Source organism: Bradyrhizobium sp. IC3123 (genome assembly GCF_020193625.1).
GTDB lineage: Bacteria > Pseudomonadota > Alphaproteobacteria > Rhizobiales > Xanthobacteraceae > Bradyrhizobium > Bradyrhizobium yuanmingense.
Window position 1 is genome coordinate 46,846 of sequence record NZ_JADYVF010000023.1, and the last position, 16,998, is coordinate 63,843.

At 59.2% G+C, this 16,998-nt stretch carries 10 protein-coding genes, 1 pseudogene and 1 riboswitch; of the genes and pseudogenes, 8 read left to right on the top strand and 3 right to left on the bottom strand.

Going from position 1 to position 16,998, the window contains the following annotated elements:
- Positions 1-380: 380 nt before the first annotated feature.
- Positions 381-2,726: a 5-methyltetrahydropteroyltriglutamate--homocysteine S-methyltransferase gene (gene metE / locus I6F20_RS35980; protein ID WP_225130918.1), complete on the bottom strand. Its 2,346-nt coding sequence runs from the start codon at positions 2,724-2,726 to the stop codon at positions 381-383.
- 100 nt (positions 2,727-2,826) lie between these two features.
- Positions 2,827-3,029, bottom strand: a riboswitch (cobalamin riboswitch).
- 411 nt (positions 3,030-3,440) lie between these two features.
- Between metE and I6F20_RS35985 the strand changes: the two genes are divergently transcribed.
- The 6 genes and pseudogenes from I6F20_RS35985 (at position 3,441) to I6F20_RS36010 (ending at position 12,746) form a co-directional block, all read left to right on the top strand.
- Positions 3,441-3,716 carry a hypothetical protein gene (locus I6F20_RS35985; RefSeq protein ID WP_225130920.1) on the top strand — a complete coding sequence of 92 codons (276 nt, stop codon included), beginning with the start codon at positions 3,441-3,443 and terminating at the stop codon, positions 3,714-3,716.
- Between the two features lie 342 nt (positions 3,717-4,058).
- Positions 4,059-4,841 carry a nodulate formation efficiency C protein gene (locus tag I6F20_RS35990; RefSeq protein WP_225130922.1) on the top strand — a complete coding sequence of 261 codons (783 nt, stop codon included), beginning with the start codon at positions 4,059-4,061 and terminating at the stop codon, positions 4,839-4,841.
- A gap of 1,782 nt (positions 4,842-6,623) precedes the next feature.
- Entirely contained in the window at positions 6,624-7,346 is a 723-nt protein-coding gene (locus I6F20_RS35995; protein ID WP_225130931.1) for a thermonuclease family protein, read from the top strand.
- A 10-nt stretch (positions 7,347-7,356) separates the two neighbouring features.
- Positions 7,357-8,100 (top strand): carbonic anhydrase, encoded by a 744-nt coding sequence (locus I6F20_RS36000; RefSeq protein ID WP_225130943.1) that lies wholly within the window; start codon positions 7,357-7,359, stop codon positions 8,098-8,100.
- 1,624 nt (positions 8,101-9,724) lie between these two features.
- Positions 9,725-10,933 carry an acyl-CoA dehydrogenase family protein gene (locus I6F20_RS36005; protein ID WP_225130945.1) on the top strand — a complete coding sequence of 403 codons (1,209 nt, stop codon included), beginning with the start codon at positions 9,725-9,727 and terminating at the stop codon, positions 10,931-10,933.
- Between the two features lie 1,446 nt (positions 10,934-12,379).
- A pseudogene (locus tag I6F20_RS36010) lies at positions 12,380-12,746 on the top strand (hypothetical protein).
- A gap of 720 nt (positions 12,747-13,466) precedes the next feature.
- Here the strand turns inward: I6F20_RS36010 and I6F20_RS36015 are convergent.
- Both I6F20_RS36015 and I6F20_RS36020 read right to left on the bottom strand, forming a co-directional pair.
- Positions 13,467-14,114, bottom strand: coding sequence for an FkbM family methyltransferase (locus I6F20_RS36015; RefSeq protein ID WP_345944121.1), 648 nt, complete (start codon positions 14,112-14,114; stop codon positions 13,467-13,469).
- A 258-nt stretch (positions 14,115-14,372) separates the two neighbouring features.
- Entirely contained in the window at positions 14,373-14,582 is a 210-nt protein-coding gene (locus tag I6F20_RS36020; protein WP_225130948.1) for a hypothetical protein, read from the bottom strand.
- A gap of 240 nt (positions 14,583-14,822) precedes the next feature.
- On the opposite strand from I6F20_RS36020, the gene I6F20_RS36025 reads away from it, so the two are divergent.
- Both I6F20_RS36025 and groL read left to right on the top strand, forming a co-directional pair.
- A complete protein-coding gene (locus tag I6F20_RS36025) occupies positions 14,823-15,137 on the top strand; it encodes a co-chaperone GroES (RefSeq protein WP_128932171.1) in 315 nt (104 codons plus the stop codon).
- 83 nt (positions 15,138-15,220) lie between these two features.
- The gene (gene groL, locus I6F20_RS36030; RefSeq protein WP_225130950.1) at positions 15,221-16,861 is read left to right on the top strand and encodes a chaperonin GroEL; all 1,641 of its coding nucleotides are present in this window, start codon (positions 15,221-15,223) and stop codon (positions 16,859-16,861) included.
- Positions 16,862-16,998 lie beyond the last annotated feature (137 nt).

Below are 16,998 nucleotides of genomic sequence, written 5' to 3' on the forward strand. Positions count from 1 at the left end.
GCAGGAAAGCGCACCGAGTTTGCTGTCCTGCGGCGACCGCCCGGCATGCCCCCTCGCTGCTGTCGTAATCGTGCCGACGTGCTCATGAGCGACAAACCTTGGTGTAGATTCTAACTCTCAGGCTATACGGTCGCATACCACGGCATAATTGAGCTACGCTGATCTTGTGCTTCAACTCGGCTCAGATTTTCGGCGAATGTCCTCGCCGTGATCGAACTGGCGGCTTCGCCGATGGAAGTCCGCGCGAATGCGTCAGCTTCGCTCCTCCCAGACTTTCGCCCGGCCCGCTAAGCGGGGCGGGGCATTTTTTATGTTCCTAAGGCTCCCGCGCAAATGACCACAAGCGGATCAGCTTTGTCGAAAAGAGACCGAAGCCCGGATCAACGGCCTCGCGGATCGAATGCAGCGCGCAGTTCGCGGGCGGCAGTGACCATGTTCGCTAGCGCTGGCCGAACCTCCTCCCATTTGCGCGTCTTCAGGCCGCAGTCTGGATTGATCCAGAGCTGCGAATCCTGCAGCCGCGTCCGAGCCAACACCATCAGCTCCTTCATTTCGCTCGTCTCGGGAACGCGTGGAGAGTGGATGTCGTACACGCCCGGCCCGATCTGATTTGGATATTCGTAGTTCCTGAACGCGTCGAGTAGTTCCATTTTCGAGCGCGATGTCTCGATCGAGATGACATCCGCGTCCATTGCAGCGATCGCACCAATGATGTCGTTGAACTCCGAGTAGCACATATGCGTATGAATTTGCGTTTGATCGGCGACGCCCGATGAACAGATGCGGAAGCAATCGACGGCCCAGTCGAGATAAGCCGCCCACTCCGATCGACGCAACGGCAATCCTTCGCGGACTGCAGCTTCGTCGATCTGGATCATGGTCGCACCAGCATTCTCGAGATCGCGGACTTCGTCTCGGATCGCGAGCGCAATCTGGCGGCAGACCTCGCTTCTGGGAATATCATCCCGAACAAAGGACCAGTTCAAGATCGTCACCGGTCCGGTCAACATCGCTTTCATCGGCTTCCTTGTTAGTGATTGCGCGTAGCGCCACCAGTCCACGGTGATAGGCTTCGGCCGTGCTACATCGCCAAACAGGATCGGTGGCCTGACGCAGCGCGAGCCGTAGGACTGCACCCATCCGCTCTTGGTAAATACGAAGCCGGCGAGTTGCTCGCCGAAGTACTGCACCATGTCATTGCGCTCAAACTCGCCGTGCACGAGGACGTCAAGACCGATGTCCTCCTGCCAACGTACGGCGCGCGCAGTCTCCTCCTTGAGGAACTTGTCGTATTGCTCGTCGCTTATCGCACCTCGCGCATGCGCCGCACGGGCATTCCGGATCTCTGTGGTCTGCGGAAATGATCCGATCGTCGTGGTAGGAAAAGCCGGTAGTCCGAATCGATTGCTTTGGATCTCGGCCCGACGGGCAAATGGGCTCGCGCGCCGACACATGGTCTGGTCGATCGCTCTCATCCGGACAGCGACATTGGCATCACGGATTTTCGGCGAAGTCCGGCGGACAGTCGCGGCACCTTCCGACTCGGCAAGAGCTAACGCAACATTCTGGTCGCCTGCGAGTGCACGCGCTAGGATCGCAAGCTCCCGCATCTTCTGGACCGAGAAAGCAAGCCAGCTCTTGACGTCGGAAGCGAGGCCGGTCTCGAGTTCAACATCGACCGGCACATGAAGCAGCGAGCAGGATGGGGCGATCTGTACACGATCCTTGCCGAGCTTCGCAATCGCGGGTTCGAGCCGCTGGCGCAGCGACGACAAATTCGACCGCCATACATTCCGACCGTCGACGACACCGAGCGACATGACGAGATCACTTCGGCCGCCAGCGATGATCTGGTGCAACAACTGTGGCGCTCGAACCAGATCGAGGTGCAGCCCGGCAACTGGCAGGCTCAAGGCGGTGTCCAGATTGTCGCCGAGGTCGCCGAAATAGCTGGCAACCATGAGCTTGATCGCCGGCCCCTCCTTGGCGAGCCGGTCATAGGCATGTCGCAAAGATTTTCGCGTCCCCTCATCCAGATCAAGAACTAGGCTGGGCTCGTCGAACTGAACCCAATTTGCCCCACGTTTGGCCAATTCCTGCATAACCTCGATATAGGGCGGTATCAGTTCATCCAGCAGTGAGAGTGGCTGGAACGTGGGATCGGGACTCTTGCCGAGCTTTAGGAATGTGACCGGCCCGATCAGGACGGGGCGGGTCTGAAAGCCAAGGGCCTTGGCTTCCTCATACTCCTCGATCGGCTTGCGAGAGCATAGCCTGAAAGTCTGTCCCCTGTGAAACTCGGGGACCATATAGTGATAGTTGGTGTCGAACCACTTGGTCATCTCCTGCGCGGGTGCGCCAAATCCGCGCGGTCCGTGACCGCAACTCGCTTCCTGGTCGTCGCATTGTGAACCGCGGGCCATGGCGAAGTATGTCTTGAGCGAAACGGATTCGGCTTTCGAGGCGTAGATCTCCGGGATGGCGCCAACCATGACACTTGTGTCGAGCACCTGGTCATACAGCGAGAAATCGTTCGATGGAATGACCGTGACGCCGATAGATTTCTGACGGGCCCAATTCGCGGCACGCAGGCCAGCTGCGTCCTCGAGCAGCTGCTGTTCGCTGCTTTTTCCGGCCCAGTAGCTTTCTAGAGCGACTTTGAGCTCGCGCCTTGGACCGATGCGTGGCGTTCCGAGCGTGGCAACAGGGAGGGAGAGAAGAGACATAGCGTTAACCCATGTTGGGGGCAAAGGCCATGGCGGACGCAGGCAGGGGAAGTCGCGGTGCGACGGCTGCTTGGCGCACCACCGGGACACCCCGCCCGTGGACGAATATAGTGTCGGGGCAGGTCTCCTGGCTCGCAGGTCATCGCTGCTGTCCGGCCTTCCCGAAGCCGCGCAGGCTTCAGTGACGTCGTTGGACAGCGGCTCGCCGCTCACAGTTGCGGGGGCAGCGCCGGCATTTTCACCGGCTTCCCTCTTAGCTCCGGATCAAATGGAAACCGGAGAACCTCGACGACTTGGATTATCGGCAAGAGCAGTCTTCCGTCAACCTCTCAGATCATGTCTCAAGCTGATGCTGCGACATCTGCTACGCGAATGACCGTGCATCTCTAGCATTGAGATGATGTAGCAGTGCTCTCCAATCAGCGATACCGCAATGAGCATCGCAGTTGCCCGCGGGTTGCACGCCAGATCGGTGGAAAGGACAAATGCGGCTTGCGCGGTCGGGGCCGCTGCCTCGAGCAGAACGCATTTGTCGCCAGTCCCAGCTTCCCAGCGGTTTTTCGAGCACGCGCGCCATCCAGCCACCTTCTCGACCAACAGGATCAGTGTTGAATAGGCCAAGACACCTGGCTAAGCCAGCAACTTACAACTTACCCGGGCAGCACGTTTGATTTGCGGTGCCAGCCACACCCCAAATGCTCGGCGAAGATCGGCTTGCCGTCGTTCGCCATCGAGTACAAAGCGCGCCTGACTGAGGCTGTTCTCGACTTCCGGAGCGCCGGACGTCGCGAAAGGAGCGCCAAACGCGCCATGGCCCCTTGGCCGAAAGTGCCCGAAGGCATGGCAGCGATCAAAAGCCCACATTCCGGCAACGATAACCGAACCACACGGTTCAATGACGGCAAACGTGCTGCCACTTCTCATCAGGAACTTGGCACCGAGGCGTTCCGCTGTGCCGTCGAACATCCGGTGCGTGACGGGGATGCATAAGCCGTGCTGGAGAGGTTGAACGGAAACATCGAGACATGCGCCAGTCGGAAAGTCGACAAAGAGGACACAAAACCGGTGCGAATTGCCGTCTATTATCTGGCACGAAGAATGCACGTCCTCTGCCTGCCCAGTCCTCCTGCTGGGCATGTCCAGCACAGCAAATTGAGGCTGTCGGTGGCAGTGAAGTTAGCGGCGCGTGACATAGAGGGGAGCGCCTGCTCGCACGGGAAAACCAGTGGTCGCCCCGTCGCGTCGCCGCTAACTTCTTGCGCTCGCGCATAACAGGTTGAAGGTTGCCTGCTCTGGAATGACGTGTGGATGAGACCGGATAGGCCGACGGTTATGAAGAAAACGTCAGGAAGACGCGCGCTATGGCTTTGGCTCGGTCGATCCCTGATCTGCCTGGCCGGGCTGGCTGCGACGAGCAACACTGTTCGCGCTAACGACAGCCCCCTTGTCGAAAGAGTCAAGTCAACGTGGCGAGCGCAAGACGGTGAGACAATAGAACAAGTTATCTCCAACGTCTCGAAGGTGGCACAGTTCGTCCCTCGGATGTGGGGCGTCGCTGAACTTGACCAAAATGAATATGTTTTTGTTTCTTGGACCAGGCACCGGGATGATAAATCAGACGAAGAGTACGTTATCACCTGGAAGGTCGCGCTCGACGGGACGATTGAACTTGCGTCGACCTATGCGAAGCCAATGGAATTGGGCTGGCGCGCCTTCGCGCTCTCGTTGATCGCCAGTGAAGTCAAGGATGGCGAAAGGGACGCAAATCTTGGCTTTCTGCATGACCCGGCCAACTTCAACTTTGTGACGACCATGCAAGGTCGGCTCGGTGATCTTCTGCGGCAGGGCAGCTGCACTATCGTTGATCCTGTTGGAGTGGACTACTTGCCGAAGCAGAATGACAAGCCGACCGAGAAAGGTGATCTGTGGCGCGTTTTGCTTGTGGTGAACTGTAATATCCCAGGGCCCCGCTATTTTACATACAACGGGGTCATCACTTTCGAGAAGAGCGAAGGACAAGATTGGGAGCCGCAATCCTCCTTTGCCAAGCGTATCGCGGCTTTTCCTCCTGGCTCCTGGTTCGCTCGCATGGAGCCAAAGGAACGGGAGGATTAGAAGGGAGCTAAAGGCCTCGGTAAATGATCGCGCAGAGCAAGATCGCGCCGTAGCTCCTGCAGGGCCGAACGCCTCAGAGCAACGGCAAGACTATCAGCTCTAAACTCTCCGGTGTTTACACCTTGAACAGTCGCGAGCTTTCCCGCGGCCTTCAGCCGGCCATCGAGAAAATGGGGCAGCACGATTACCTCCGATTCTTTCTGCGAGGAGTCGAGCTCAGCGGCGCGTGCCGCCTTGCGAGAGGCGGCTTGACCTCGGCGCACCCCACGCAGTGGAAGGACACCATTTGCGAGAGAACCAGCTCTCCATGCCATTCTTCACGGGACTGGGCCTGCAGATGCCTCGGGCCCAAGCCCGATCCGGCGTGCGAACCGCGCATCGCGCGACTGACTGGCACCCGCAAGAGCGTGACCATTCCGAGGCCGAGGTGGCACGCGGGATCGACTGCTGCGACGAAACCGGTTAATAGGGTAATGGGGCAGTGTTAGCGGCCCCGGCTTGACCACCGGTCCTTCGAGTGCCCCCAACGAGGAGCCGGAGCCGTGCGCGAGGCATCGAAGACCGGACTGAGTCGCCCGCTAGATTTCCTCGCACGCATTCGTCTGCGCATCGTAGATCCGGATTTGAAGCATGGGAAAGCGCTTCTTTAGTTCTGCTCCACCTGCCCTGGCGCCGTCTTTGGTTGCGAATTCAGCTCTGAGTCGGCCATCCACTTCAAGCGCGTAAGAAGAGACGGGCAATTCCCGGGGGGCTGAAACCATTTCATTTCCATTGGGTAGTGAGGTGGCTCAGAATGATGTGTAGCTTGAGTCGGCCATACCACACCAGAGCTACCTGCTCGGATGCCGCGATGGGCCTTGTGGATTGACGCCTCGCACCGAATGGCATCAGGACGGCACTCGCGATCGTCCGAACACGCGGGCGGCTTACCCCTCGCCGGTGCGTATACGAAGTAGCCACGGCTCCACATGGTTGTCCTTAAATTTTCCCGGCGCAAACGCATGCCCTCATGCCGTGCTGGGTAACTCTCAACACGTGAGTACGGGGAAGCGCACAACGAAAGAGCGGCCGCCAGTCGCGCCGACCGGGTCATGAAAAATCCTGGCCTTCTCCGAACGGGGCCGCGGCACCACCCGACCATCCCGGCTGGCTCTCAAGAGAGCTCCTGGTTTTCCGCGGTTTGCGCAAACGATACCGATTCACTTGCGCTGCGAGCGTTGAGCTGGACTCCGTGGCGCCTTTCGTCCAAATCTCTGATAGGACGCGAGACCAGATTTCTTTCGAACGTCGGTCTTTCCGTGGCAAGAACTTAAAATGTCATCGCTCTCGCCGAAACCGTCGGCAGCCTTCTGTGTGCCGATGGGGGTTGGCACAAAGCATAGCCAGGTTGCTGTCCTCCACGCCTGACTTCCACTCGACTGTCACAATTCACAGGCGCTTTTCTTCTTCAATCGCGTGAGAAACAGCGTTCCGAGGCTCGGCTTTCTCCCGCATGCCGAGTTGGCGGCTGAGCGATGGGGATCTCCTCCTCAGGCCGAGAGAGGGTGCTGTGCGCGCCCACTGAGTGAGACCGGTGAGGCTCGAAGGATACCGCGATACGCACACCGGAAGAAATCGCTTGAACCTCACGCAGCGTCAGGTCGTAGCTTGGAAATGAGGGCCAAGCTTTCATAAAGCAAACGTCGAAAGATGCGGCCCGATAACGGACATAGTGCGTTTAAGCGTCGAACGCGGCGCCGGATCGCACGTGAACATGAATCAAGACGAAAGGCTATTGTCGGAATGAAACACCGCGTAATGATGGTCGCATTGTTGGCTGTCATCACATCTCCGGTCTGCGCGGCGAAGCTCAGCGGCCCTCCGCGCATCCTCGACGGCAATACGATCGAGCTCGAGAAAACCACGCTTCGGCTCTCAGGCATCGACGCTCCTGAGACTGACCAGATTTGCCTCGACGCCCACGGCCGGAAATGGGCTTGCGGCGTGGCTGCTCGCGACGAGCTTATCAAGCATTCGAACGGACGAACGTGGGATTGTCATACCACAGGAGTTGATGAATACGGCAGGTCGCGTGGCCGTTGCTTCATCGAAGGCGAGGACGTGAACGCCTGGATGGTACGCTCCGGCTGGGCACTATCGTCGCCTTCTGCCAATACGTACGTTATCTATGAGGTTGTGGCGAGCAAAGCCTATGCGGGGCTGTGGTCGGGGGCGTTCATCGCGCCCTGGGACTGGCGTCGCCGCAACAAGGGGACGATCATCATCGGCGCGAGCTCGGTTCCGATCGACGCTCAGGAGCTCCTGCTCGGATCCGCTTTGCTATCGGACCCGCCCTCGTCAGAGTGTCTGATAAAAGGCACCGTGGGCCACAACGGCGAGCGACTTTATCACTTGCCCGGGCAATTCGGTTACGAACAAATCGACATGACGAAGAAGCCCGGTGAACGCTGGCTCTGCAGCGAATCGGAAGCCGAAGCGACCGGGTGGCGCAAAGCCGCGCGATGAGGTGAGATGCATGCATGCAGGCCATTATCCGAATATGTCCTATCTGACCAAGATCGCGCCTTCGCGCCGCTCGCTGTTGCTGTTCGCTGTTTCGGCGGCTTGCCTGCGGCTTGACAACAACATTGTCGATGCGAAGGAAGCAAAAACGCCGCCCAAGCCGAATAACCTGCTCTCGCCGGATGCTGCCCTGAAGCGGCTGATGGAAGGTAACGATCGTTATGTCCATGGCGTATCACGAGGCGACGATTTCAAGCGCGAGCGCTCTGTTTTGGTGGATGGGCAAAATCCATATGCCGCGGTTCTGAGCTGCGCCGATTCTCGCGTGGCGCCTGAACTTGTCTTCGGCAGCGGACTCGGTGATCTGTTTGTCTGCCGCCTCGCCGGCAACTTCGCCAACGATGACACGGTCGCCAGTATGGAATATGCGGTCGCCGTGCTGAATACGCCGCTGATCCTGGTACTTGGCCACGATCATTGCGGTGCGATAGACGCCACGATCAAGTCGCTCCACGACGATAAGCCGCCGCCGGGGCACATTTCATCCCTCATCGCTGCGCTTGCGCCTGCAGTAACAGCATCTCGCCAGCAAACAGGTGACACGTTCGCAGAAGCAACCCGACGAAATGTAGTCGATAATGTCAACAAACTTAAATCGACGGGGCCGATTCTCAACGCGGCAGTTGAGCAGAACAGACTGAAGGTCGTCGGGGGGCTATATCGGCTCGACACCGGCAGGGTCGAATTGCTGAGCTGACGCTGGCACCTTCGCGCGGCCAGCTGGTCGTTTGCCGCCTGATACAGGGCTTCATCGAGTTCCGCGCAATTCGCTCGTGCATCGGCTGCATCAACTGCACCGAGTACAATCAGCTCCACAATTGTTATAGCTTCGGGAAGCTTTATGTTATGCGCGGCCTCTTAATCCTCCTTGTGTTCTACGCGCTCATGTTGGCAACGCGAGGCCAGCACCAAGAAACACTCATATCGCGGCCAACAGTATTCAAGCCTGCACCTTAATGCGCGAGGCGGGCCGAGGGGGGTCAAGCGGCAGATCGCGGTGCGAGGCATGCAGGGTCTGAGCTCTCGGCCCCCGGAACAAGCGACAATTCCGGCAGACTCTCACTCCCGATCCGGCAAGCCATCTATGGTCCTGCTTATGATCACCAGGCTCAGCCAGGGCCGAAGATCAAATAGAGCAGGATTACGACCGACATGACTAACCAGCCGACCGACGTAAAGAAAATAGCTACTCGCGTAGGCATCGGACGTCTCTCTGCATCAGCCATTTGGGAGACCACAAGTGTCGGAAAGCAGCCTTGTTGCATCTGTCTTGGGCCTAGCTTGGATCAGCATAAACAGAAACTTGTCGCGCGCACGACGATGGCGACCATCGGCTCGAGCGGAGAACAATCTTTTATGCCCGCGCCGGAGTTCGTGAAGCCTGACGGTCAACTATCGACAGACGCGTTGACGTGCCATCTAAAAGGCACTCGTGGCTCTGCGCAGGCGGGTCTTGTCATTGGAAGTTCCGAAGTGGCGCATCGGAAAGGAGCATCTTCGCGGCCGGCGTGCACCTTTGAAGTGCGTTTTTCCAATGCGGACATCAGCTTGATGATCGCGACTCGCGCGGTCATCGCACGTCGTCCATAGTCTCTTCAACCAACGCATCGTCGACCAGACTGATCAGGCGTTGCTGCCGCTCAGGCTCCGCGACCACGGTAAATTGCGCTGTTGGTAGTCTCAGGAGATCGCAGCGGGGCTGAAACTCCAGCAGGCAAGCCGAGCCCGACTGGTCCGCGGCCGAGGTCCACTTCAGTCGTTCTCCTCCCGCCTTGTTCGGTTGATGACTTCTTGTGCCTGGTATCAGACACGGGAGGCGCGAGCATCCTCCTGGCGCGGCACGGGTCACGTGATCTCGCTCGATTCAGCCACGACCGGCAGACATGATTGGTGGCACGTCGATTGCTGGGGATATGGAAACGAGCCGCAGGCTTGGGGTACCGGTCGCCAAGTCAGGTATTCACAACGTGGTTCGCGCCGGCCGAGCCCCAATTGTGACAACCTGTCCGTTGGATAAGACATGACAAAACGAGCGCTGCCATCAGCCGTCCGAAACATAGTGCAGCAGAGGCGGATCGATCTCGCCGCCTCATATCGGTTGCCTTGCCAGTTCAGCCTCAATGGCAACATCGAGGCCACATCTCGATCAGCCTTCCTGGCCCTCAACACCTTTTCTTTGAGCCAATCCGCTCGGGGTGCGGTTTGGACTGGCAACCGCCTGCAATCGCATCACAGCCGATTATCAACTGCGACAGTTTCGACGATCCCTCCGGCTGGGTATCAATCCGGCCGGCTTCGCCATGCGCGGGCAGTCCATATCAATGACACGCGCCGTCGACCGGCTCAACACCCGAGGAAAGTTTATGAACGCTCCACCAGAGAAGATCACTGCAGAAGCCGACGCTATGGCTGCGACCTGGGATAATCTGTCGCCGCTACTGGTCGATATCCGCGCGCGTCGAGACGAGTTCGCCCGAGCGCAGAAGATTCCCGACGAGATCATCGAGGGCTTCAAGCGCGTTGGCGTCTATCGGGCTATGGCGGCCAGGCGATTCGGCGGTGAGGAGCGAACGCCGGCCGATTTTTGTCGCCTGATCGAGCGCATTTCTGAAGCCGACGGCTCCGCCGGTTGGGTCGCCAGCTTCGGCGATGGGGCTCGCTACCTCGCTGCTCTTCCGGACGACACGCTTCGCAAGGTATACGCGAATGGACCTGATGTGGTGTTGGCAGGTGCGGTTTTCCCACTCCAGCCCGCCAGGCGAAGCACCGACGGATTTGTCGTGAACGGCGTATGGCCATTCGCCAGCGGCTCACCGGGCGCGGACCTGATAGGCGTTGGCATCACTGTGGAAGACGATTCGACCGGTGACCTTGTGCGCGTAGCCGTAATGCCGGCCGAGAAGGTGACAATCCGCCCCAATTGGGACGTCATCGGCCTGCAAGGCACCGGCAGCCACGACGTCGTTGTCAACGATGTCATTGTGCCGGAGGAATGGACCTTGATCCGCGGCGGTCCGCCGACACTCGACGGGCCGGTCTATCGTTATCCGTCCGTGGCTTTCGCTGCGCAGGTGCATGCAATTGTCGGCATCGGTATTGCGCGCTCGGCGCTAGACGAGGTGGTCGCCATGGCCGGAAGCCGCGCCTCGATCACTGGAGCGCCCGTGATGGCGGAGCGCGGCTATGTCCAACTGGAGATGGCCAGAGCCGAAGCCATGCTGCGTTCCGCCCGTTCCTTCTTCTATGAGGCCACCGAGGAGCTGTGGAAGGAAGCGCTCAAGGGTGCGGTAAACCGGAGCACGGCGACGCTGATGCGACTCGCCGCAACGAACGCCGCGCGGCAGAGCGCTGAGGTCTGTAGGATTGCGAGCGGTCTCGCTGGAAGTACGTCGCTCTATACCACCAGCAATCTGGCGCGCGCCATGTGCGACAGCTTCGTGGTTGCCCAACACGCAGCTCTAAACGAGGGAACGCTCCAGAGCGCCGGCCGACTCCTGCTCGGAAGTGCAGCACAGCCGGGCTTTCCATGAAGTGGTTCACCCACGTCCCCACACGCTCTGCAGCTACGAATTGCAGAGCCTGCGATATGATGCGGCCTGCGGTTGCAAGGACTTGGCGGCCTGCCGGCCTTGTTTAAAGGACAAGAAAGAGAGAGACCCTTGCGGTCAGGCGCTTCTCAAAAACACCACCGCATCTCCATAGAGCATCCCCTCCCCGCCGCACTTGCCCCATTTCCTCATACGACCGCGGCTATCGGCCCGGAGATCAACCGGCCCGCACATTCCGGACACGCGCCAGCACGCTCCAGAACATCTGCATCGTCAGGCTAAAAGGCCTTGAATCGCACGCGACGTCACGGTGTACCATGAGAAATAGATGACGAGGATGCCCCGAAAATCGGAGCGGACGGCGGCTTCCTGCCATCGGTGAGACGATGATGCCAATGCGGTCGTTGTGTGTGCAGCAGAGGGCCCTCGCGTGCGGGATCGCGCGAACGGGCAACGAGTGCTCGCATGCGAAAAATAACGTACTTCGTCCCAGCCCAGGGGAAGCTGGGTTGCTGCGCTCTGCGGCCGACACATTGACGCCATTCAGCTGCGGATCGTCTCTGTTCGGCAACGCTCACTTTATCACCATGGCTCGACGATCCTCAGGATAACGGACAATACACCCTTCAAGGTTTGTGCGAGCCAGCGTTGAGCCGCATTCGGTCAATATCGTCTGATAGAAAGGAAAAGGCGCGAGATTTCTCCGGTCATTAATCCTTTCGTAATTAGAATTTGCGGTGAACGTTTTGCCGCAAATAACCGTCGACAGTTCTCCCTCTGTCGACGACTGACTTCGGCCCGGCTATCGAAATGAGGCCGGGCTTTTTTTTGCCACCGATCGACGACAGTTTGGACTGTTCTGGCCCGTGGTATCTGATGATTGCGAAGCTTGGGGAGACAGAGACAAACGTCAGAATGATCGAGAGGATAGTTCATCACATCCTGAAGCCGATTGATCCGATCCTAGTGCCCGAGCTGCTCTGGCTGCTCGCCTCCATGGGCCATGGCGACCACCCTCGCGGCCCGGGCACCCACGACTCTGCTCGGAGCGCCTGATCCAGCTCCCGGGCATGAGTATGGAGAAGACTGTCCACGCCATCCTAACCTTCTACCCGCTTGAGATTTCGCCGATCCGCGCGCGTGATGATGCCGGTCGACGATCTCGACCGTGTGCCCGGACGCACGCACGGTGCAGACCGAGATCGAGCGCTGGGTCGGTCGCCCCATCAGTCGCAGCAAACTCTCATGTCCGGATCTTCTCGCGCTAAGGCTTAGGGCTGGCGCGGTGCAGGTGGGTGACAGCACCGGATATGCGTGCTTTCTGATCAGGAAGGGCGTGATCAGCTGAGAGAACAATTCTGCGCAAGATTGCGCAGGACTCTGCACCCAAATTTGAATAGCCTCCGCGCAACAGACCGACTATTGTCGATCCATGTCGCGCGCCTTGTGTGTCTAACTGCTACTATCATCCTGTCGCTGCTGTCGGTCGTCGCGAACGCTGCGCCAATCCAAAAGCGGCCCAAGCCGGTCTGGCAAGGTTACGGCTTCCTGCCCGGCTATCGCCAGCCGCTCAGCAACAGCATTCCGCTCTACGGGCATAAGGACGCGATGCGCCGGCTCTCGCGCGCCGACCGGCGCCACTGGTATATTGACCCGGTTCATCAGTACCACGGTTGGGATGGCGAATGGCACTATTTCGGCCGCCCCGGCTTCCGCCGGCGGCCGCTACAATGGCGGCGGTTTCGGGCCGTGCTGGACGCGGACGCCGATCGGGCCGATCTGGAATTGCGGGTGATCGGGCGGCGCGGCTAGGAGAATCTTCGGCCATTGCGCCAGCATTACGTCAAGGCGTTTCCTGACATCCTCGCCGATCTTCGTCATCGCGCCGCAGCCGCACGGGCCGAGCGTGCTCGCAGATTCGATGATCAACTCCGCTTGCGACACATGAGCAGCAAGTAACCGCGATTACGATGGCGGTCTTGATCCGATCCGGCACGAGATCGGCCGCTGATGATCGCGGCCCCCTTCTCCTGCGCCGCACGCTTTGCTGGACAATCGGCTGCTGCAGTTATGCTGGACGCCTCACGGCGACCTTCATATGGCATAAACACATGCTTCAGCTCGCTTTCCGATTGAGACAAGGAACTACGAGAACCAGTTGCTTCGAAGCAGTGCACCAGCTTACCAGAGGTTCAGACCATCAGCTGCCGTTCAGATGATTCCACGCTTCGAGCCCCAGCTGGCAGTGTTGATTCAAACATATGAAACGGCTCGGCCTGCTGGCTGCAAAGTCCTCGGTCGTGCCGGCTCGCCAAATAAATGATTGTCAGAGACCCACCACCCGCCCGACGCCGACGTGATGCGTGTGGTCTGCAATGGCAGCCGGAAACCGGAGTGCCCGCTCGGCTACTGACATCCCCTCGCCTTCATGACGCCAATTGTGCAGCTTTGGGTGGCATGGAGCGCGCTGGTCAGGTCTCCCAGCAATGAATGAGGCGCTCGATACGAGCAGCCACTAGAAGCGCGTATTTTTGAGCAATACATCACCTTCCACTGTGCGCGGATAATGGGCCGCCACTTCGAATGATGGTAGCAAGTCCAGAATGGCTTGCAGGGACAACTGCCCTTCGTAGAGCTCACGGTCGCTATATTCCGTGTAGATGAAGCGCGTGTTGCTCAAGGTCCGCATGCCGCCGGCAATAACATCGGCTTCGGCTCCCTGGACATCCATCCAGATGAAATCGACCGTGTTCAGCTCCGCCTCGCCGCACCAGTCATCCAGCCGCCGCGTTTCAACCGAGACAGGGCGATCGAATCGGACCCAATCATACTCAGTGAGATGATTCTTTGGGCGGCGTATTGAGCCGGAGAGGTCCCATTCCTTCGCGTCACCATCTGCATTGCTTGGATGGAAGTCGATCATCCCGTTTCGATCACTGATCGCGATTTCAAGCAGCTTCACCTTATTGAGGGACGAGCCCAGCTTTTTCTTGAAGCGCGCGATCGCTCTGGGGTCCGGCTCAAAGCAGTAGAGCTGAGCTTGCGGGCAGAGGTTGAGAAACTGTTGCGTATCGGTCCCGTCATTGCAGCCGATATCCAGGATGACTGGATTCGGCTTCTGAAGAAGTGAGACGATGTACTGGTGGACTTCTACAGAGGACACAGGTGCTTTTCCCATTGGGCGCGGAGATCGCGTGAATTTCGAGCTTCGAAGCTGCAATCACACGCCAGATGCGCCGGCACAACGTATATCAACGTATATTATTCATATGCCCCTCAGTCCCCTTGATCCATGACGGCTATTTGGATGCCATCGACATAAAAAGGGAAACCTCTCGGACCGACAGGTGCAGCGACTGCCATGGCGGGCCTCTGCTGGGTTCGTACCAGCGTGCAATGACCTTATCGAGCTCGGTCCAGATCAATTCTTGAAGGTCCCGCGCTCAAGATAGTTGGCATAATCGTTATTATGCGCGAGGATCTCATATTGTTCGAACCCGCCCTTCGATGAATCTTGTGCGCCGCACGTTTCCCCGGCTCCTAGATGCTGCTGTAAGACGAACCAATTATGTGCAGCCAGGCCGCCGCCGTCGAAATACGCCGGCGCTTCGATCGGTGTAAGGGCCGCCAAGTTGAGGAACCCTGGGATCAACCGGGTGTTCCGACGAAACGCAATGTCATTTTCGCAACAGCTTGGCGGACTGTGTACCTGAGGGCGTTTGCTTCCGGACAAAGACACGCGCAGACCAGGCAGCGATTCAGCAGAACTGCAGGCATGATCGTTCAGCTCATTTTTGGCCTGACTCTTGCTGTAATTGGGCTCGTCACAATGTGACTATCTCCAACTTGTTCAGACGCTCAGGAGACTTGTATGAATTTCCGTCCGCTTCACGACCGCGTCGTGGTCAAGCGCATCGACGCCGATGAGAAGACCGCTGGCGGCATTATCATTCCCGACACAGCCAAGGAAAAGCCTTCGCAGGGCGAAGTCATTGCAATCGGCCCGGGCGGCCGCGATGAGACCGGCAAGCTGATTCCGATCGACATCGAGGTCGGCGACCGCGTGCTGTTCGGCAAGTGGTCCGGCACCGAGGTCAAAATCGACGGCCAGGACCTGCTGATCATGAAGGAGAGCGACGTGATGGGCGTTCTCACCGATGTGTTTTCCACGAAGAAAGCCGCCTAACCCAGCGCTCGCACAGCCCACCCCCTGACGAGCGCCCGGCGGGCGCGCTGAAGGAAGAGAAAATAAGAACTGAGGAATTCTTTATGTCAGCCAAAGAAGTCAAATTCGGAGTAGACGCGCGGGACCGCATGCTGCGCGGCGTCGACATCCTCGCCAATGCCGTGCAGGTCACGCTCGGTCCGAAGGGCCGCAACGTAGTGCTCGACAAGTCGTTCGGCGCGCCTCGCATCACCAAGGACGGCGTTGCCGTCGCCAAGGACATCGAACTCGACGACAAGTTCGAGAACATGGGCGCCCAAATGGTGCGCGAGGTGGCTTCGAAGGCGGCGGATGCTGCCGGCGACGGCACCACCACCGCGACCGTCCTGGCCGCCGCGATTGTCCGCGAGGGCGCCAAGTCGGTTGCCGCCGGCATGAACCCGATGGACCTCAAGCGCGGTATCGACCTCGCGGTCGAGGCCGTCGTTGCGGACCTGCAGAAGAACTCCAAGAAGGTCACCTCGAACGAGGAGATCGCCCAGGTCGGCACCATTTCGGCCAACGGCGACCAGGAGATCGGCAAGTTCCTCGCCGACGCCGTGAAGAAGATCGGCAACGAAGGCGTGATCACGGTCGAAGAGGCCAAGTCGCTGGAGACCGAGCTCGACGTCGTCGAGGGCATGCAGTTCGACCGCGGCTACATCTCGCCCTACTTCGTCACCAACGCCGACAAGATGCGGGTTGAAATGGAGGACCCTTACATCCTGATATACGAGAAGAAGCTCTCCTCGCTGAACGAGCTGCTGCCGCTGCTCGAGGCCGTGGTGCAGAGTGGCAAGCCGCTGGTCATCGTCGCCGAGGACGTCGAAGGCGAGGCCTTGGCCACGCTTGTGGTGAACCGTCTCCGTGGTGGTCTGAAGGTCGCGGCCGTCAAGGCTCCGGGCTTCGGCGATCGCCGCAAGGCCATGCTCCAGGACATCGCGATCCTGACCGGCGGCCAGGCGATCTCGGAAGATCTCGGCATCAAGCTCGAGAACGTCACGCTCAACATGCTCGGTCGCGCCAAGAAGGTGACGATCGACAAGGAGAACACCACGATCGTCAACGGCGCCGGCAAGAAGGCCGACATCGAGGCGCGCGTGGCCCAGATCAAGGCGCAGATCGAGGAGACCACCTCGGAATACGACCGTGAGAAGCTCCAGGAGCGTCTCGCCAAGCTCGCGGGCGGCGTCGCGGTGATCCGCGTCGGCGGCGCGACCGAGGTCGAGGTAAAGGAGCGCAAGGATCGCGTTGATGACGCGATGCACGCGACCCGCGCGGCAGTCGAGGAAGGCATCCTGCCGGGCGGCGGCGTCGCCCTGCTCCGGGCTTCCGAGCAGCTCAAGGGCCTGCGCACCAAGAACGACGACCAGAAGACCGGCGTCGAGATCGTCCGCAAGGCGCTGTCCTGGCCGGCCCGCCAGATCGCGATCAACGCCGGTGAAGACGGTTCGATCGTGGTCGGCAAAGTCCTCGACAACGAGCAGTACTCTTATGGCTTCGATGCGCAGACAGGCGAGTATAGCAACCTTGTCTCCAAAGGCATCATTGACCCGACCAAGGTCGTGCGCATCGCAGTCCAGAACGCCTCCTCGGTGGCGGCGCTGCTGATTACGACGGAAGCGATGGTTGCCGAGCTGCCGAAGAAGGCCGGGGCTGGTCCAGCAATGCCTCCAGGCGCCGGCATGGGCGGTATGGACTTCTGATCCACTCTCTCAAAGTATCGATGACATCAAAAACCCTGGCACGAATGCCAGGGTTTTGCTCGGGCGAGCTTGCAACGTAGCCCTTGCAAGCCGCGCCAAAGGCCCAACCCATCCGCCTATCCGTATGAACGGCGGTA

Coding starts and splice junctions, on each gene's coding strand:
- groL (WP_225130950.1), top strand. CDS start 15,221: ATGTCAGCCAAAGAAGTCAAATTCGGAGTAGACGCGCGGGACCGCATG.
- I6F20_RS35990 (WP_225130922.1), top strand. CDS start 4,059: ATGAAGAAAACGTCAGGAAGACGCGCGCTATGGCTTTGGCTCGGTCGA.
- I6F20_RS36025 (WP_128932171.1), top strand. CDS start 14,823: ATGAATTTCCGTCCGCTTCACGACCGCGTCGTGGTCAAGCGCATCGAC.
- I6F20_RS35995 (WP_225130931.1), top strand. CDS start 6,624: ATGAAACACCGCGTAATGATGGTCGCATTGTTGGCTGTCATCACATCT.
- metE (WP_225130918.1), bottom strand. CDS start 2,726: ATGTCTCTTCTCTCCCTCCCTGTTGCCACGCTCGGAACGCCACGCATC.
- I6F20_RS36005 (WP_225130945.1), top strand. CDS start 9,725: ATGACACGCGCCGTCGACCGGCTCAACACCCGAGGAAAGTTTATGAAC.
- I6F20_RS36000 (WP_225130943.1), top strand. CDS start 7,357: ATGCATGCAGGCCATTATCCGAATATGTCCTATCTGACCAAGATCGCG.